Genomic DNA, 18,487 nt, shown 5'->3' with positions numbered 1-18,487 from the left:
CTAAAATAAATACTTTCTTAAAATTATAAACTCAGTAATAGTTTTTGGCACAGTACTTGTAAATACTATTATAGTTAGTTAGAAAAATAATTTTTTCGAATTTAGTATAGTTTAAGTTTAGTTAGTTAAAAAACCTTCAGTTCCCCAACTGAAGGTTTTTTTATGAAAATTTCACAGATTTTGCAGGATCTATTTTGGTAATGATTATAGAAGGAATTAACATCATTAACAAACACAACAACAAAGTACCTATGTTTAACAAAAGAACCTGATATACTGTTATATATACCGGTGCTACGTGTACATAGTAATTTTTAGGATCTAAGGTGATAAACTCAAACTGATATTGTAAAAACAATAAAAACAATCCTACTAAATTTCCTATTAACAAACCTCGTCCTATTATATAAGAAGCATTGTACAAAAATATTTTTCTTACAGACCAACTATTAGCTCCTAAGGTTTTTAAAACTCCTATTAATTGTGTTCTTTCTAAAATTAAAACCAACAATGCAGTAATCATATTAATACCTGCTACCACAATCATAATAATAATTATCACCGCTATATTTCCATCAAACAAACGCAACCATTCAAAAATTTGGGGATATTGCTCAAACAAATTTCTACTATCTAAAGTAGCATCTATAGCTTGATATATTTTTTTCGAAGCGCTATCAATATCATCAAAATTATCAATAAAAACTTCAAATCCTCCTACTTGATCTGTTTCCCATTTATTTAAACGTTGTACTTGCCTTAAATCCCCTATTAACAAGCTCTTATCAAACTCCTCAAAACCAGAATCATAAATACCTACTACGTTAAAAACACGTCTACTGGGTAAAGAATTAGAATTCTCTTTCACAAAAAAAGTATCAAACTTATCTCCTACTTTTAATTGCATTCTATCAGAAATTAACTTGGAAATTAATACATCATTAGAAGTTTTATTTGTAAAAACAGGTACCTTACCTGCTACTAAATATTCGTTAAAAAAAGTCCAATCGTAATCTGTTCCTACTCCTTTTAATACAATTCCTTCAAAATCGGTTTCTGTTCTAATAATTCCTGGTCTGGTTGCAAAGACCTGAATATGTTTTACCCCTTCTACATCTGTAAATTTTGGATAAAAATTTTGAATATTACTAATTGGTTTTTGTGTGGTTTTAGATTGATTGTTATCAAAATTACTAATCACTACATGACCATTAAATCCTGCAACTTTTTCTCTAATTTTTCTTTGTAAACCAATTCCCGTAGCAATAGAAACCAACATCATAATTATTCCCAATGCAATAGCCGATATTGCTATTTTTATTATTGGAGATGATATACTATTTTTATATTCTTTAGATTTGGTTAATCTTGTTGCTATAAATAATTCGAAACTCAATGTTGTTATCCTTTAAATTGGTTCCCAAAAATACATTTTTAATTCTTGTATTTTTCTCATTTGCATTTTTATCATCTTGCAAAGGTCAAAATAATACCACAAAAACAGGTGTTATTATAAGTGCTAATAATACTAAAAGTTATATTTCCTTTTTAAAAGGAAAAAAAATTGGAGTGGTTGCCAATCAAACATCTGTTATTTTTCATAAAAAAGGACATACACATTTAGTAGATTCTCTCTTACAAATGAATATTAAGGTTACAAAAGTCTTTTCGCCAGAACACGGATTTAGAGGAAAAGCTGATGCTGCAGAGCATGTTGCCAGTGGTATGGATTACAAAACAGGATTGCCTATTATTTCTTTGTACGGAAAACATAAAAAACCCACCAATAGCGATTTAAAAAATATTGATTTAGTTGTTTTTGACATTCAAGATGTGGGAGTGCGTTTTTATACGTATATATCTACTTTGCATTATGTTTTAGAAGCTTGTGCAGAAAATAAAATCCCAGTGTTAGTGTTAGACAGACCCAATCCTAACGCACATTATGTAGATGGACCTATACTACACCCTAAACACAGCTCTTTTGTAGGAAAGCACCCTGTTCCTTTGGTCTACGGAATGACTATTGGAGAGTATGCTACAATGATTAATGGAGAAAAATGGTTGGCAAACGGCATTCAGTGTGATTTAACAGTAATTTCACTAAAAAATTATACCCATACAACATCTTATCATTTACCTATAAGACCCTCGCCTAATTTACCAAATGACACTTCTATAAATCTGTATCCTAGTTTAGGTTTTTTTGAAGGAACTCCTATAAATGCTGGTAGAGGAACTGAATTTCAATTTCAACGATATGGAAGTTCTTTATTTCCAAAATCTGATTTTAGCTACACTCCAAAAACCAATTTTGGGAGCAAATATCCTAAAGATCAAAATAAGGTATGTTATGGGGTTGATTTAAGTACAAATCCCAAACAATCTAAGGTATCTATAAAATGGTTGGTAGATGCGTATACAAAATACCCAAACAAAGAAAAATTCTTTGGAAAGACCTTTACCATTCATGCAGGAGATACTATTTTAGAACATCAATTAAAAAAAGGACTAACAACTAAAGAAATAGAAAATAGTTGGAAAAAAGATATTGAAGCTTTTAAATTGATTAGAAAAAAATATTTAATCTATCCTTAAACCAATTTAATAACAAACCCTTTGTGTGTTAGTTTTAAGTGTTTTATAGATTTCTCCATTCCTTGTATAGTAAGGATTAGTTTTTTTGTTTGAGGAAATTCTGTTAAAAAAGAAATTAATTTGTTTTTTAAATAAACATCTTCTATTTCAAAAAAAGTAAAATTTGTACTGTTTAATTTAATAATATCAATATCTAGTCCTCTCATAAATTCAAAAGAAAATATAGCTGTATTGTCTTTAAAACTTACATTAAAATTCTTTGCAAAAAATTCTCTCTCAGCAATTTCATCTGCATAACAAAACCCAAAAAACTTAGAAGCTCTTAGAATCATTATACTATTTATATTTTCTAAATTTTTCACTAGTAGAATCCGTAGACATTGGAACTACTTGTTTTAAAGTCTCTATAATATTATAAGCAGCAGGACAAATTTCTGCGTTTTTTAACGTTAAATCTGTTAATTGGGTAAACTTTTTTCTATTGGTATGCGGATATTCTGCACAAGCTTTAGGTCTTGCTTCATAAATCATACACATATTGTCTCTTTCATCTAAAAAGGTACAAGGAGCAGATTTTAACACATAGCAATCGTCTTCATCACGCTCCAAATAAGTTTCCATAAACTTTTGCTCCTTAATTCTTAAAAACTTAGCAGCTCTTTCTATATCCTTAGGAAAAAACATAGGACTCGTAGTTTTACAACAATTTCCACAAGTTAAACAGTCTGTTTTTTCAAACTCTTTGTCGTGTAAATCTTGTACTATATAATCTATGTTTTTAGGAGCTCTCTTTTTTAATCTTTTAAAATAAGAAATGTTTTCTTTTCTAGCTTTAAAAAGTTTATTAGGTAACTCGTTTATTATGGCTTGCATCTTATCACTCATATGGCAAAAATACGGTTTTGAAAAAGACAAATTATGCTTATTGAATAAATAATCTACAATAATTAATACAAACCCATATGTTACAAGCTATAAAACATATGTTACATTTCTTTTACTAGTGTCTAAGGTAATTTTATCACACATTTATAAACTAAATTATTATGATAAAAAAATTACTTTTAGCAATAACATTAACGACTAGTTTATGTTCTGCACAAATTTTTGATTTTAACACCGATGGTGATTTTGAAGGATTTACAGGAACTACCAATTGTACAGCAACTGTTGCAAACGGATATTTAAGTATTGTTCCTACAGATGAAAGTTTGATTGCCAAAGTAAGCAACCCAAACATTAGTGTTAATGCAGATACCAACAAATACATTCACTTTTTTTACAAAAACTTATCAGATTCTAACGGAGCTGGAGATAATTCTATAGGTGATGGTAATGATCAGTTAAGGTTTGAAGCTAGTAACGGTGTAGACTATAGCGGAAACAACAACCCTATTAACATAAACTCTACAGATTTTGAAGTTAAAACAATAAACGCAACTAGTTTTACATGGTGGAGCGGAACTATTGGGGCTTTTCATTTGTATCCTAGAAGAAACAATACAGGATCAGATTTACACGAAATTCAAATTACTAGAATTGAGTTTAGCAACAGTGCAACACCTACTCCGTTGCCTGGACCTGCTTTTGCAGAAGATTTTGAATCTGGAACACCAGATGATTTAGGTGTTCAAAACAATGGAGATAATGCCAATTTATCAATAGAAGTTGCTACAATTCCATCTGGAACTACAGGGAATAGCAGCTCAAATGTTTTAAAGATTACAGAAAGTGCCACTACAGAAAACTATCACTATCCGTTTATGGCAACCACGGCTTTGGACTCTAACAACGGAGAATATATTAGCTTATTATTTTTACCTGGAGAAACTGGAACGGGTACATTTACACTTAGAATTAGAGATGGAGGAACAACTGTTGCAGATATAGATCAAAGTTATACTGCTACAGATTTAACAACATGGATTCCAATCTCATGGGATATCTCTAGTTATATAAACAGTAACTCTATTACACGTTTAGATTTTTGGTATGACAACGGAGGTAGATCAACTGCTACTCCTTTAGTTAGATATATTGATGAAGTTAAACAAACTACATCTACAACCTTAAGTAGCTCATCAAAAACTTTTAAAAACGTAACTGTATATCCTAACCCAACAACAGGAGAAATTAATATTTCTGACATTTCTAAAATTAATGGAGATATTATTATATCTAATGTTTTAGGACAAGTTGTAAAAACAGTAAAAGCTGCTAACACAATCAATATTTCTGATTTACCACAAGGAATTTATTTCTTACAAACAAGAAATCAATTGATTAAAAAAGTAATTAAAAACTAAGAATAGACATATTCAATAATTACCTATTCTTTAAAAGCTGTTAAATTTATTTTTAACAGCTTTTTTTGTGGTCATATACTTCACGTGACAATTATCATTTTTCCCTACTTAGTTTGCCCATACTTTTGTGTTATAACATCTAATCATAAAACTTATGGAAAAACATACATTTCATATTCCCGTTATGGGAATTGGCTATACAGCAGATACTCCTTTAAAAATTGCAGCTTATGGAATTGATTCTGTTATTTCTTTAGTAGATGATATTTTATTAGAAAAACTAAGAAAATACTATTCTGAAAATAACCATATTAAATATATAGAAATTAGTGACAGAACCGTTGATTATAGAGCTTTAAGGATTACAGCCTATTTAAATTTGATGGATGAGTTGATTCAGAAAAAAATAAATAAGATAAAAAACATCACTTCTTTAGAATCAAATTTATTTAAAGAATACACAGAACATCTCCCAGAATCTAACTTAAAACAAAGGTTACAGAACAGTACAAATTTGCACGAAGTAAAATCTTTACTAGAAAACAATTTAGTACAAGGGTCCATAGATGTAAATATTATGACCAAGGTAGACAAGACTAATTACATAAATAAAGAAGCCTTACCTATTGAGTTTAATGATGCACATGCAGCTTTAAGAGGTTATGCAAAATCTAACCTAAAATCATCTATTGTATTTTCTGCAGGTATGAATCCTAGACTATATAATTATTTAGAGTCTTTTAATGATTTTTATCCAAATGAAAATGGAGAAATCATCAAAAAAATTATCCTAAAGGTAAGTGATTATAGATCTGCTATTATTCAAGGAAAATACTTAGCAAAAAAAGGATTGTGGGTTTCGGAATATAGAATAGAGTCTGGATTAAATTGTGGTGGTCATGCCTTTGCTACTGATGGTTTTTTAATGGGACCTGTGTTAGAAGAATTTAAAACAAATAAAGAAGTGCTATACAGTACTACATATGAGTTATTTACCAAGGCTTTAGAGTTAAAAGGGAAAAAGGTTTATTTAAATAAACCTACACTAAAAATTTCAGCACAAGGAGGTGTAGGAACTTCAGATGAACATCAATTTTTGTTACACAATTACAAGTTAGATTCTATTGGTTGGGGATCACCTTTTTTATTGGTTCCAGAAGCTACAACTGTAGACAGCCATACTCTAACACAATTAGCACTTGCAAAAGAAAAAGATATTTATTTAAGTAATATTTCTCCATTGGGTATTCGTTTTAACAATTTAAGAGGAAACACTAAAGATCTTAAAAAAGCAGAAAACATATATAAAAATAGACCCGGTAGTGCTTGTCCTAAAAAACATGTTGCTCTTAATACAGAGTTTAAAAAAGAAGGACTGTGCATTGCCTCTAGAGAATATCAATACTTAAAAATTAAGCAATTAGAAAACAACGCAGAATTAAACAACGTACAACGAGACAAAGAAATAAATAAGGTTACCGAAAAATCTTGTATTTGTGTAGGTTTAGGAACCTCGGCACTTTTAAAATACAATATAGATACCAAAACCGAGGGAACAGGTGTCTCTGTTTGTCCGGGTCCTAACCTAGCCTATTTTGATAAAAAAGTAAGCCTAACAAATATGATAGAACATATTTACGGTAAAATAAATTTGATAAGTAACAAGCATAGGCCTCATATGTTTATCAAAGAATTAAATATGTATGTAGATTATTTATCGGAGCAAATAACCGATTTAACAGAAGCTATCAACGTGCAACAAGAAAAATCGTTGACAAAATTTTCTAACAATTTATTACAAGGAATTTCTTATTATCAAGGTTTATTTACCTTCACTTGGAAAAATATAACCTCAAAAAACTCTGTCGTTTTAAAAGAGCTTTCTCTAAAACATCAACAAGTTTTACAATTGCAACTACAATTAAAAAAAAATAAAGAAAAATGGATATTAACCTCATAAACAAGTACAACGTTCCTGGTCCAAGATACACTAGTTATCCTACTGTTCCACATTGGAATGTTCAAGATTTTAGACTAACTACCTGGAAGGATAAGTTGTTAGAAACCTTTAACAGTACTAATAAAACCGAAGGTATTAGTGTTTATATACATCTGCCTTTTTGCGAAAGCATGTGTACTTTTTGTGGTTGTAACAAACGTATTACTAAAAAACACGAAGTAGAATCTCCTTATATAAAAGCAGTTTTAAAAGAATGGTCTTTGTATTTAAATTTATTTGATGAAAAGCCAATTATTAAACAATTACACATTGGTGGTGGTACTCCTACCTTTTTTAGTCCCGAAAATTTAAATTATTTGCTAACCTGTATTATCAATACTTCTCATTTAGCAGATGATTATGAATTTAGTTTTGAAGGACATCCTAACAACACCACTAAAGAACATTTACAAACTTTATTTGATTTAGGTTTTAGAAGAGTATCTTTTGGTGTGCAAGATTATAACATAACCATACAAGAAGCAATACACAGAGTTCAACCTTTTAGCAAAGTAAAACAAGTTACAGAATTGGCTCGAGAAATTGGATACACTTCTATAGGGCACGATATTATTTACGGATTGCCTTTTCAAACTCTAGAAAACGTAGAATATACCATAGAAAAAACCAAAGAATTAGCTCCAGACAGAATTGCTTTTTATAGTTATGCACATGTGCCCTGGTTAAAAGGAAATGGACAAAGAGGATATTCCGAAGAAAATTTACCCGATGGTAAAGACAAATTAATGATGTATGAAGTTGGAAAATCTCGATTGTTAGATTTTGGATATCAAAACATAGGAATGGATCATTTTTCTTTAACCACAGATAGCCTATACAAAGCTTTAGAACAAAAAACATTACACAGAAACTTTATGGGCTACACCCATGCCAAAACAGACGTAATGATTGGTTTAGGAACCTCGTCTATTGGTGATAGTTGGAATGGTTTTTATCAGAATGTAAAAAACATAGAAGAATATCAATCCTTGGTAAACAATCAAATATTTCCTATTTCTAAAGGTCATATTTTAACCGATGAAGATTTAATCATTAGACAACATATTTTAAATCTTATGTGCCATTACGAAACCAAATGGGACGACAAAACCTTACACAGTAAAGCTCTAGAAAAAGCTCCTTTAAAAATGTTTCCGTTGGTAAACGATGGTCTGGTAACCGTTTCTGATTCTCAAATAAAAGTAACACCAAAAGGAAAACCATTTATTAGGAATATTTGTATGGCCATAGATCAATACTTAAATCCCAATGCAAAAATGCAATTTTCTAAAACCGTGTAAACAAAAAACTCTCTATAATAATTATAGAGAGTTTTTTTTAGATATAATCCTCAAAAAAATTAGTTCTTAAGATATTAAGAACTAATCCTAAACAAGTATAATACAACCAAATTTATGACAGTGCGATCTTTGATAACAGACTAGATAGTATCTATCTGATGAATACATATGTTAAAAGTCAAGATTTACAAAAATTAGTACGAGTTTAGTTCTTTCTAAAGTTTTTGTTATATTTAAAAGTTTGCTAGATATTGGGAGAAGTGCATGCGGAACCTTTGTGTGTAGTTTGTAAAATACATATTAAAATTAGTTACCACATAATAAACAGGAATGAGAAAAGAAAAATTAGAAATACTAGACATCGTTAAGTGTAATAAAATAGGTTACCATAACAGGTAACTCATAATTGTAGGAACAAAAGACCGTCCTTATAAAAAACCAACTCCAAACGTCTCAGAAGTAGAGATTGTTAAATGTGAAAAAGATTACCTACTATTAATTAGAAATAACGGTAGATTCAAAACAACTGATAAAAACTCTAATGGTATCCATGTTTTTGAAAAGGAAATTTCTTTCATAACTACTTATAAAAATCTAATTGCTAGAGAAGGTGGTCAGCTACAAAGCAACACAAAAGGACCTCTTAAAATGTAATTAATATTTATTGAAAAATTGATTATTTAAAAAAAGAGCATATTATGGAAATTAACAGGGTTGTTTATTATTCAAATGATGATTCATTATCTGAAGATAATTTATTATTAGCTGAAAAAAAATTAAATAACTATGGTGATAACACAGAAATAAAAGGAGTTATCGATATTCTAGAGTTTTATTGCATAACACTATATTTCGATAACGAAATTTATTTAAAATCTTGGAGCACAGAAAAGATTAAAAAACTTAATAGAATAGTCAGTAATCTAAAAAAAGATATTACTCGGTTTTGTATTGAAGTTAACAATGACAATGTAACTATTTTTATTAATCAACTTGAATTTGATTATAAATCTATTTTTATTTCCTTATTGAGTAAATATGCAATTTATAAAAGGTTATCTAAAAGTGTTTTTATAGAGATATTAAAAACAGAAAATGTATGCATAAATATTCTTGAATATAAGAATATTGTTGAACACTTTGAAAAAGAAATAAAAAATCATCTCATATCACACAAAGAAACTACTGAATTATTATTATCTGAATATGAAGAAAATAAACTAAGAAATACACCTAAACTTTATGTTCCTAAATCATTGAGTATTCACGATAAAAATGAAATAATATCAAAATACCTAGACAATCCAGCCCCTAATACAAATTATCTAAACCTTATAATAAATTCTAAAAAGTCTAATCAACTATATATAACTGATGAAATAAGATACAAGGCAAAGAAAATTTTCAAAAAAATAAATGATGATTTTTTTGAAAACAAAAAAGGTTATACTTCTAACACAAGATTTCAAGTCTGTATCTCTCTTGATCAAGAAGAGCCAGTAATCAAAAAGGAAGTCAACGGATTATATGAATACATTTACAGTTCAAAATTTTTCAATAAACAAAGAAAAGATTATACTAGATTATACAATTTTATAACCCCTTTTAACTATACCGACTTTCATAAAAGAATTACATTGACTCAGAGAGACCATGAGTTAAATTCTATGGATTTTTTAGGACTTAAATCTAAACATACATATAGTTCAGATAATTTTGCTTTTGTAAAAAAAGAATACATTTCTAATCTACAAATAAGAGCTTATGATAATTATCTAAAAAACTCTATTAATTCAAATATTGAATTAATAATTACGTCATTTATTAATGACAACCTAATCAATAATTTAGGGTTAAATAATTTAGAGTTTAAATTTTCTTCCCCAGACACAAGCTATTTAGAAAAAAACAGAATGTTAGCTCCTGAAATAGAACATCTTTTACGTCAATATAATTCGTATGTAAAAACAAATACAATCGATCAAGATTTTTTGAAATTTAGTTCCGTTCCCGTAAAAATTGAAAATATATTAAGCTTAAAATCAAAAAAATACATCTATTTAAATAAAAACAACAATGAAGTAAAAAAAATTCAGCACTATTTCTTCTCTAAAATATCGTCACTCATCTATATTAATTCTTTTAATAGGAAATACAAAAATTTTTATGGATTATTATATTATGAAAAGGTGAATTATGAATTATACACAGATTATCGAAAAAAAGATATTGACAAATTAATTCAAGAAGGATATTTATCTTTAGATAGCGAAAACAACATATTATTTGGCAATTATTCTATAATCTACACAATAGGTCAACTATATTACAATGAGGTCATTTGTTTTGAACATTATTCAGAGACCACACAGAATGAATTCTTAGATTTAGAAAAGAAACAAATTATCCGATTTGGAAACTCTCTTCTTTCAGAAGAAGAGATTAAATATTTTAATTATTACTTAAATAAATCAATGTTCACAAATGGACTAGATTTAAGAAATAAATATGTTCATGGAACCAATGGTGATTCTGAGTTACAACATGAATCAAATTATTACAAATTACTAAAGTTACTTATACTACTCTTAATAAAAATTGAAGATGATTTGTTAATATATTTATATCAAGAATAAACTTTTATACCTTATTTTCCTAACTATTATTAATTAAAGTTAATCGTAAATAAAATGTTTTTATAAACTTATAGGACAGTATGAAATATTAGAAAATAATGATTGAATTTTACGAAAAATGAAATCCAATTCATTACGAGATAACACATCTCCCCCCTTATGGGACACTACGTTAAATAAGGGTTTCTGTTTAATGTAACAATACGAACATGATTTCTAGTCACCAAAAAATTGGTTTGTAGAAGATAATCACTAACAATAAATAGATTAATGACATCCCACAGGCACCAACTGTACTTGTAAACTCATATCTGTAGGAGAGATAAAAGCAATTCCTAAGCCCATACCTCTTAAAATAAATAAGCTTCCTACAATTAATAACATAACCGGAACAGCTTTTCTAAAAACAGTTCTAAATTTAACTGTACTAGCTATTTTTGCCCCCATTAACACCAACATTAAAGGAACGGTACCCAAACCAAACACAAGCATATAAAAACTACCTGATAGTAAATTTTGAGTTGCAATAGCTCCAATTAAAGCAATATAAACAGTACCACAAGGTAACAATCCATTTAAAGCTCCCAGACTAAAAAAGTTAGCAATACTGCTAGATTTTGCAATTTTTTGATATCCTTGTTTGATAAAACCAACAACACTAGAAGACGTTTTTTGTTCTAAAGCATTTAATATCTTTTTTTGAAATAGAGCAATTACAATTAAAACAACTCCAGTAACTATAGACAACATTTGTTGTAAACCTGCCAAAACAAAAGCTCTACCAAATAAACCAAATATTGCTCCAATAGCAGCATAGGTAAACAACCTTCCTAAGTGATAAGCTATAATTTTTTTCCATTTATCGCTTTTACTACCCTTGTGTACCGGCAATGCAAAAGCAATAGGTCCACACATACCAACGCAGTGCAAACTACTTAACAAACCAAATATAAAGGCAGATATAAACATATTTAGGAACTTAATTTTTAAGTACTATTTATTATCAATACTAAATTTTATTTCGTGATTACTTCTTAAAATTCTTTTTTCAATAGAAAAAAATTCTCTATAAATAAATTAACATTAAACCCAACTGTCAGTTTTAGTATATAGAACTTGTTCAGGATATATGGAAAACTAAAAATAAAAAGATTCTTTTTTATAAAAAACTTCAGATGGATTTCCTTGATAAGACCAAGTAACCATAACATTCCATCTTCCCTTTACCAATTGTTTATCTGTAAAAACTATTGTGTTTTCTTCAGAATTTAAAATTTCACTAAAGTCTAATTTTTCATTAGATGGTCTGTAAAACTTAATAAAACCATTAATTACATCTTTCTTTTTGTTAGGAATGGTAATTACAAATTGATTGTTTTTTTTATCAAAAATCACATTTTCTCCTAAAACAGATGCGTTCTCAGAATTGTTTATTGTTTGTTGAAACTCTAATTCATCTTGGTAATATTCTTCCGAAACCAAATCATATTCATATGCCGGTTGTGTAAATGTTTTTACTACAAAAAATAAGATAAACACTATAAAGGCTACAAAAGCCAACACAATACTTGTTCCCCAGTTTATTTTCATTTTGTTTGTTTTTTGCGATTCAACAATTCATTTAAAAATCAATTAAATTACTTGTTTACCAACTGTGTTTTGGACTTAAAAAATGTGTTTTGGTTGTGGTTATTTCTTCTCCATTTTTATAAACACCTATTTTAATAGTTTCATTACTATCCTCTAAATCTGCCTGTGGAATTTCTATAAAAATAGTTCCTTCAAAAATAGATTGTGTTTTTAATAACAAGTGGTCTGTTCCTACCAACTTAATAATTCCGCTAGTGTGCGATAATAGTTTAAAAGATAATGAGTCTACATCATTACTCGTTTTATTCACCAATTTATACGTATAAACATTGCTAATATTTCTATTTTCTTTTATTTGAAACAGCTCTCCAGGAACTCTAAAGAAATTAGCCTGTACACTAGTTCTAATGGTTAATAAACTAACCAAAACAACAACCAACACTACTAAAATAGCAGTATATGCTTTAATTCTTAATGTAAATTCAAAAGGTTCATTTTTTTCTATGTTTTCTTCAGAAGCATAACGAATCAATCCTTCTGGCTGATTGGTTTTTTTCATCATAAAATCACAAGCATCCATACAAGCCGTACAGTTTACACACTCTAATTGTGTACCGTTTCTAATATCTATACCTGTTGGGCAAACCTCTACACACTGATCACAGTCTATACAAGCTCCTTTACCTTCATCTGCTCTGTTCTCGTTTTTTCTAAACTTAGCTCTTCCTTTTTTTGACTCTCCTCTAATATAATCATACGCTACAATAATAGATTTGTTATCTAACAAAACACCTTGTAATCGTCCATAAGGACAAGCAATAATACAAACTTGCTCTCTAAACCAAGAAAATATAAAATAGAAAACTCCTGTAAAAATCCAGATACTAATAAAACCACCAATATGCTCAGAAACAGGTTCTACTATAATTTTAAGAAGCACATCACTACTAATAATATATGCTAAAAATACGTTAGAAATTATAAAAGAAATAAGTAGGTAAAGACTGTGTTTAAAAACTCTCTTTTTAATTTTATCGGCATTCCATTCTTGTTTTGCCAATCTTTTTTGTGCTCCTTTGTCTCCTTCTATCCAATAGTCTATTTTTCTAAAAACCATTTCTAAGAAAATAGTTTGCGGACAAATCCATCCACAAAAAACACGACCATAAATAACGGTGAATAAAATAATAAACACCACTCCTACCAGCATCGAAATTACCAATAGATAAAAATCTTGTGGCCAAAATGGAAATCCAAAAATGTTAAATTTTCTTTCTAGTACATTAAACAAAAACAACTGATTTCCGTTTAATTTTATAAAGGGAGCCGATAACAAAATGATCAACAGAAACACACTAAGCCAAGTCCTATATGTATAGAACTTCCCCTTTGGCTTTTTCGGATAAATCCATGAACGTTTCCCTTGTTCATCGATTGTTGAAATGGAGTCTCTAAAAACCTCTTTGTTACCTTCTCCCATAACTAAAACAACTATTATTCTTTATATAAATCTCCTTGTGGTTCTTTTGGTGACGATGGTGTGGTGCCTTGTAAACTAATTACATAGGCAGACAATTGTTGTAATTTTTGCGGACTAAAACTATTTTTCCACGCAATCATCCCTTTTCCTGGTCTACCTCCTTCTGCAATAGTGTTGTATACATTTTCTATACCTCCACCTAAAAGCCAATATTCATCTGTTAAATTGGGACCTATTTTACCTCCACCATCTACAGCATGACAAACAGCACAATTCTTTTTAAACAATTTTTTACCTTCCGAATTATCACCTCCACTAACCAAAGCTGTTAAATCTACTTTTTCTTGAGTAGCCTCATAAGCAGCAATTTGTTTTTTAGCCATAGCAACTTCTTGTAAATATTCTTCTTTTTGTGTGTCTCCATCTAATACATGGTAATAGATTATGTATCCAAAAGCAAAAACAATTGTCATATAAAAACCATACAACCACCAAGGCGGTAAATTGTTATCTAGCTCTCTAATTCCATCAAAATCGTGATTTAAAATAATATCACTTTCTTCTTCAATAGGTTTAACATCAGACATCCCTTTTACGATACTGCTCCAACTTGTCCAATCAATGTTATTTGCTTTTTTATCAGCATAAAATTTTTCTTGATCTTCTTTTGATGACAATGACAAATACAAATTATTCATCTTTGTTACCACATACCTCCCACTAAAAAATACCCCTACAAAAACTAAGTATAAAGTTATTTTTAATGCGATTAATGAACTGTATCCGTTACCTGACGGCAACATCAATTCTATTCCAAGCCCTACAATTATACTTATAATTACAAAGCCTATTATTTGTTTATTTTTATTCATAGTTCCGTCTTTATGATTCAAATGGTAAATTGCTTACTTTTTTTAAGTAGTCTTTTTTGGCTTTAAATACCCATAAAAACAAAAGGGAAAAAAACACAAAAAAGATGGTTAGTGATATCATTGGGTATATTTCTATTCCCTCAATACTTACCATGTGGTTTTTTATAAATTTTAACATCTTATTTTGTTTTTATATCAGTTCCTAATCTTTGTAAGTATGCAATTAACGCTACAATTTCTCTTTCCTGAATAGGTACAAACTCTTTACCCGCAGCTTTTGCTTCTGCTTGTGCAGTTTCGTAACTTTCTACAAAAGAAGGATCTTGTGTTAAATTATCTGCAATTATATCTGCTTGTGCATCCATATTTTTTTGAGCACTTGCAATTTCAAACTCGGTATAAGGAACACCTAATGTTGCCATTGCTTTTAACTTTTTCTCTGTATCACTCTTATCCAACTTATTTTTTAACAACCAAGCGTAAGGTGGCATTATAGAACCTGGTGAGGTACTTTGTGGATCTAACATGTGATTAAAGTGCCAGCTGTCAGAGTATTTCATTCCTACTCTATGTAAATCTGGCCCTGTTCTTTTAGATCCCCACAAAAATGGATGATCGTATACAAATTCTCCTGCTTTAGAATACTCTCCATAACGTTCTACTTCTGAACGGAAAGGACGAACCATTTGCGAGTGACAACCTACACAACCTTCACGTATATATAAATCTCTACCTTCTAATTCTAAAGGAGTATAAGGTTTAACACTACTAATAGTTGGAATGTTAGATTCTACCATTAAGGTTGGTATAATTTGTACAATCCCCCCTATTAAAATAGCCACGGTTGCTAAAATGGTTAACTGTACCGGTTTTCTTTCTAATTTTTGATGCCAAGTTTCTCCTAACAATCTTCCTTTTTTCACTCTTTGTAAAGGTGCAGCTTCTGTAAAATCATCTTCTACTTCAGCTCCTTTTTTAACTGTTATAATGACATTGTACAACATTACAAATGCACCAACAATGTACATACTACCTCCAATAGCACGCATCCAATACATTGGAATAATTTGTGTTACCGTTTCTAAAAAGTTACCATAAACTAAAGTTCCATCAGGATTAAATTGTTTCCACATAGATGCTTGTACAAACCCTGCAACATACATTGGAAAAGCATACAGAATAATACCTAATGTACCTAACCAAAAGTGAATATTTGCCAATTTAATAGAATGTAGTTTTGTTTTAAACAGTACAGGTACCAACCAATAAATCATACCAAAAGCTAAAAACCCATTCCACGCTAAAGCTCCCACGTGTACGTGAGCAATAATCCAGTCAGAAAAGTGTGCAATTGCATTGATGCTTTTTAAAGACAACATAGGTCCTTCAAACGTTGCCATACCATATCCTGTAATAGCAACCACCATAAATTTTAATACAGGTTCTGTTCTTACTTTATCCCAAGCACCTCTTAAGGTTAACAATCCGTTTATCATACCTCCCCAAGATGGAGCTATTAACATTACAGAAAAAGCAACTCCTAAATTTTGTGCCCAATCTGGCAATGCAGTGTATAATAAGTGGTGAGGTCCTGCCCAGATATAAATAAATATTAAAGACCAAAAGTGTACAATAGACAATCTATAAGAATATACTGGTCTGTTTGCTGCTTTGGGTACAAAATAATACATCAACCCTAAAAATGGAGTGGTTAAAAAGAACGCTACAGCATTGTGTCCATACCACCACTGTACTAAGGCATCTTGCACTCCTGCATATACAGAATAACTTTTTGTTAAAGAAACAGGCAAAGCCAAACTGTTAAAAATATGTAAAACTGCTACGGTAACAAAAGTTCCTAAATAAAACCAAATAGCTACATATAAATGACGTTCTCTTCTTTTTAAAATAGTACCAATCATGTTAATACCAAATACAACCCATATTAACGCTATGGCAATATCTATAGGCCATTCTAACTCAGCATATTCCTTACTAGTAGACAGTCCCATGGGTAATGTTATAGCGGCAGCTACAATGATAGCTTGCCATCCCCAAAAATTAATTTTACTTAATAAATCGCTATACATTCTAGCCTTTAGCAAACGTTGTAAAGAATAGTAAATACCGGCAAACATTGCATTCCCTACAAATGCAAAAATTACAGCATTGGTGTGCAAAGGTCTTAACCTACCAAAACTTAGCCAAGAAACACCTTGTGTAAGCTCAGGAAATATAAATAGTAAAGCTAATAAAAGTCCTACAGTCATTCCTATTAGACCCCAGAACATGGTTGCGTAAATAAATTTCTTTACGACTTTGTTGTCATAATAAAATTGTTCTTTTTCCATAAATTAGTTGTTCAATTATTGTTTTAGTTGGAATTTTACTCTTTTTTATGAGCAACAACATCATTAAACAAAATTCTCATTGCAGGTGTTTCGTTGTCTTCAAATTGTCCTTTTTTAACAGCTAAGAAAAAAACTGCTAAAAAAACAATGGCTACAAAAAGACTTACAATGATTAAAATGTATATGACTCCCATAATACTTAAGTTTAATTGCAAAAGTATAGTGATCATAAAACCAAAAAAATGATTATTGTCATAGTTTGCAATTTTGAGGTATTTGTGTTTGTTTATAAGGTGGTCTGTTAGCTAAAAAACTTGTCAGTTCGAGTAATTTTGAGGCACGAAAAATTGTATCGAGAACTTACTTATCATAATTTGTTTAAATTTAACATGTTATGAAATACCATGTATACATCTTATTATGCTCAGATAAAACTTATTACACTGGGATCACTAGCAACTTGCATAAAAGAATTGAAGAGCATCAAGCAGCAAAACACTTTAATAGTTATACATCAAGAAGATTACCTGTACAATTAGTTTTCTATTGTTCTTTTACCAATGTTGAAGTTGCTATTGAAAAGGAAAAACAAATTAAGAAATGGTCTAAAGTTAAGAAACAAGCTTTAATTAATAATGAATACGAGAAATTACCCAATTTAGCTAAGAAAAAATTTGAATAAAGGCATTTATATTGTTTCAACTTGAGAGTATTTACTCACTTTAAGAAGTTTATAGAATAGGTCTTACTTATAAAAAGAACTCATGTCAGTTCGAGTTTCTTTTGCTGTAGTAAAACGAAAGTAAAAAAAGTATCGAGAACAAGACTTACTTGTATAAAATACTTCTCGATACTTTTTCTCCATTGCATTACGAAAACACTCGAAGTGACAATTACACTTTAAAAAACCATTCTGTCAGTTCGAGTTTCTTTTTGCTGTAGTAAAACGGAAGTAAAAAAAGTATCGAGAACAGGACTTACTTGTATAAAATACTTCTCGATACTTTTTCTCCATTGCATTACGAAAACACTCAAAGTGACAATTACACTTTAAAAAACTATTCTGTCAGTTCGAGTTTCTTTTGCTGTAGTAAAACGAAAGTAAAAAAAGTATCGAGAACAAGACTTACTTGTATAAAATACTTCTCGATACTTTTTCTCCATTGCATTCCGAAAACACTCGAAGTGACAATTACACTTTAAAAAACCATTCTGTCAGTTCGAGTTTCTTTTTGCCGTAGTAAAACGGAAGTAAAAGAAGTATCGAGAACAAGACTTACTTGTATAAAATACTTCTCGATACTTTTTCTCCATTGCATTCCGAAAACACTCGAAGTGACAATTACACTTTAAA

16 protein-coding genes are annotated in these 18,487 nt (G+C 29.7%); 6 read left to right on the top strand and 10 right to left on the bottom strand.

Annotated elements, in window-relative coordinates:
* Positions 1-160: 160 nt before the first annotated feature.
* Positions 161-1,396 (bottom strand): ABC transporter permease, encoded by a 1,236-nt coding sequence (locus FHR24_RS08220; protein ID WP_167186566.1) that lies wholly within the window; start codon positions 1,394-1,396, stop codon positions 161-163.
* Between FHR24_RS08220 and FHR24_RS08215 the strand changes: the two genes are divergently transcribed.
* Entirely contained in the window at positions 1,396-2,598 is a 1,203-nt protein-coding gene (locus FHR24_RS08215; RefSeq protein ID WP_208412303.1) for an exo-beta-N-acetylmuramidase NamZ family protein, read from the top strand. The two genes, FHR24_RS08220 and FHR24_RS08215, sit on opposite strands and share 1 nt — an antisense overlap.
* Here FHR24_RS08215 and FHR24_RS08210 read toward each other — a convergent pair.
* Together FHR24_RS08210 and FHR24_RS08205 are read right to left on the bottom strand one after the other, a co-directional pair.
* Positions 2,595-2,930: a hypothetical protein gene (locus FHR24_RS08210; RefSeq protein WP_167186563.1), complete on the bottom strand. Its 336-nt coding sequence runs from the start codon at positions 2,928-2,930 to the stop codon at positions 2,595-2,597. The genes FHR24_RS08215 and FHR24_RS08210 overlap by 4 nt on opposite strands.
* Before the next feature lie 4 nt (positions 2,931-2,934).
* Positions 2,935-3,471: a YkgJ family cysteine cluster protein gene (locus FHR24_RS08205; protein WP_167187008.1), complete on the bottom strand. Its 537-nt coding sequence runs from the start codon at positions 3,469-3,471 to the stop codon at positions 2,935-2,937.
* Positions 3,472-3,644: 173 nt separating this feature from the next.
* On the opposite strand from FHR24_RS08205, the gene FHR24_RS08200 reads away from it, so the two are divergent.
* The 4 genes from FHR24_RS08200 (at position 3,645) to FHR24_RS08185 (ending at position 10,840) form a co-directional block, all read left to right on the top strand.
* Positions 3,645-4,904, top strand: coding sequence for a T9SS type A sorting domain-containing protein (locus FHR24_RS08200; protein WP_167186560.1), 1,260 nt, complete (start codon positions 3,645-3,647; stop codon positions 4,902-4,904).
* A 154-nt stretch (positions 4,905-5,058) separates the two neighbouring features.
* Positions 5,059-6,864: a hypothetical protein gene (locus FHR24_RS08195; RefSeq protein WP_167186557.1), complete on the top strand. Its 1,806-nt coding sequence runs from the start codon at positions 5,059-5,061 to the stop codon at positions 6,862-6,864.
* Positions 6,846-8,204, top strand: coding sequence for an oxygen-independent coproporphyrinogen III oxidase (gene hemN, locus FHR24_RS08190; RefSeq protein ID WP_167186554.1), 1,359 nt, complete (start codon positions 6,846-6,848; stop codon positions 8,202-8,204). The genes FHR24_RS08195 and hemN overlap by 19 nt, the downstream gene beginning before the upstream one ends.
* Positions 8,205-8,902: 698 nt before the next feature.
* Complete coding sequence (locus FHR24_RS08185) at positions 8,903-10,840, top strand: hypothetical protein (protein ID WP_167186551.1); 1,938 nt, start codon at positions 8,903-8,905, stop codon at positions 10,838-10,840.
* A 267-nt stretch (positions 10,841-11,107) separates the two neighbouring features.
* Here FHR24_RS08185 and FHR24_RS08180 read toward each other — a convergent pair whose 3' ends face one another.
* The 7 genes from FHR24_RS08180 to ccoS form a co-directional block, all read right to left on the bottom strand.
* The gene (locus FHR24_RS08180; RefSeq protein WP_167186548.1) at positions 11,108-11,809 is read right to left on the bottom strand and encodes a sulfite exporter TauE/SafE family protein; all 702 of its coding nucleotides are present in this window, start codon (positions 11,807-11,809) and stop codon (positions 11,108-11,110) included.
* 168 nt (positions 11,810-11,977) lie between these two features.
* Positions 11,978-12,430, bottom strand: coding sequence for a FixH family protein (locus FHR24_RS08175; RefSeq protein ID WP_167186545.1), 453 nt, complete (start codon positions 12,428-12,430; stop codon positions 11,978-11,980).
* Positions 12,431-12,485: 55 nt separating this feature from the next.
* Complete coding sequence (ccoG, locus tag FHR24_RS08170) at positions 12,486-13,910, bottom strand: cytochrome c oxidase accessory protein CcoG (RefSeq protein WP_167186542.1); 1,425 nt, start codon at positions 13,908-13,910, stop codon at positions 12,486-12,488.
* A 14-nt stretch (positions 13,911-13,924) separates the two neighbouring features.
* Positions 13,925-14,782 (bottom strand): cbb3-type cytochrome c oxidase N-terminal domain-containing protein, encoded by an 858-nt coding sequence (locus FHR24_RS08165; RefSeq protein ID WP_167186538.1) that lies wholly within the window; start codon positions 14,780-14,782, stop codon positions 13,925-13,927.
* A gap of 10 nt (positions 14,783-14,792) precedes the next feature.
* Positions 14,793-14,960, bottom strand: a complete 168-nt coding sequence (locus FHR24_RS15655; RefSeq protein WP_243846518.1) for a CcoQ/FixQ family Cbb3-type cytochrome c oxidase assembly chaperone — start codon at positions 14,958-14,960, stop codon at positions 14,793-14,795.
* A gap of 1 nt (position 14,961) precedes the next feature.
* A complete protein-coding gene (gene ccoN / locus FHR24_RS08160; protein WP_167186535.1) occupies positions 14,962-17,133 on the bottom strand; it encodes a cytochrome-c oxidase, cbb3-type subunit I in 2,172 nt (723 codons plus the stop codon).
* Positions 17,134-17,168: 35 nt separating this feature from the next.
* Complete coding sequence (gene ccoS / locus FHR24_RS08155; protein WP_167186532.1) at positions 17,169-17,327, bottom strand: cbb3-type cytochrome oxidase assembly protein CcoS; 159 nt, start codon at positions 17,325-17,327, stop codon at positions 17,169-17,171.
* Positions 17,328-17,527: 200 nt separating this feature from the next.
* Here ccoS and FHR24_RS08150 point away from each other — a divergent pair, with 200 nt between their 5' ends.
* Positions 17,528-17,815 carry a GIY-YIG nuclease family protein gene (locus tag FHR24_RS08150; RefSeq protein ID WP_167186528.1) on the top strand — a complete coding sequence of 96 codons (288 nt, stop codon included), beginning with the start codon at positions 17,528-17,530 and terminating at the stop codon, positions 17,813-17,815.
* Positions 17,816-18,487: the final 672 nt, after the last annotated feature.

Source organism: Wenyingzhuangia heitensis (genome assembly GCF_011762155.1).
Taxonomy (GTDB): domain Bacteria; phylum Bacteroidota; class Bacteroidia; order Flavobacteriales; family Flavobacteriaceae; genus Wenyingzhuangia; species Wenyingzhuangia heitensis.
The sequence above is the reverse complement of the archived record's forward strand: the minus strand, read 5'-3'. Positions and strand labels throughout refer to the sequence as shown.

Coding starts and splice junctions, on each gene's coding strand:
- FHR24_RS08215 (WP_208412303.1), top strand. CDS start 1,396: ATGTTGTTATCCTTTAAATTGGTTCCCAAAAATACATTTTTAATTCTT.
- FHR24_RS08210 (WP_167186563.1), bottom strand. CDS start 2,930: ATGATTCTAAGAGCTTCTAAGTTTTTTGGGTTTTGTTATGCAGATGAA.
- FHR24_RS08205 (WP_167187008.1), bottom strand. CDS start 3,471: ATGCAAGCCATAATAAACGAGTTACCTAATAAACTTTTTAAAGCTAGA.
- FHR24_RS08200 (WP_167186560.1), top strand. CDS start 3,645: ATGATAAAAAAATTACTTTTAGCAATAACATTAACGACTAGTTTATGT.
- FHR24_RS08195 (WP_167186557.1), top strand. CDS start 5,059: ATGGAAAAACATACATTTCATATTCCCGTTATGGGAATTGGCTATACA.
- hemN (WP_167186554.1), top strand. CDS start 6,846: ATGGATATTAACCTCATAAACAAGTACAACGTTCCTGGTCCAAGATAC.
- FHR24_RS08185 (WP_167186551.1), top strand. CDS start 8,903: ATGGAAATTAACAGGGTTGTTTATTATTCAAATGATGATTCATTATCT.
- FHR24_RS08180 (WP_167186548.1), bottom strand. CDS start 11,809: ATGTTTATATCTGCCTTTATATTTGGTTTGTTAAGTAGTTTGCACTGC.
- FHR24_RS08175 (WP_167186545.1), bottom strand. CDS start 12,430: ATGAAAATAAACTGGGGAACAAGTATTGTGTTGGCTTTTGTAGCCTTT.
- ccoG (WP_167186542.1), bottom strand. CDS start 13,910: ATGGGAGAAGGTAACAAAGAGGTTTTTAGAGACTCCATTTCAACAATC.
- FHR24_RS08165 (WP_167186538.1), bottom strand. CDS start 14,782: ATGAATAAAAATAAACAAATAATAGGCTTTGTAATTATAAGTATAATT.
- FHR24_RS15655 (WP_243846518.1), bottom strand. CDS start 14,960: ATGTTAAAATTTATAAAAAACCACATGGTAAGTATTGAGGGAATAGAA.
- ccoN (WP_167186535.1), bottom strand. CDS start 17,133: ATGGAAAAAGAACAATTTTATTATGACAACAAAGTCGTAAAGAAATTT.
- ccoS (WP_167186532.1), bottom strand. CDS start 17,327: ATGGGAGTCATATACATTTTAATCATTGTAAGTCTTTTTGTAGCCATT.
- FHR24_RS08150 (WP_167186528.1), top strand. CDS start 17,528: ATGAAATACCATGTATACATCTTATTATGCTCAGATAAAACTTATTAC.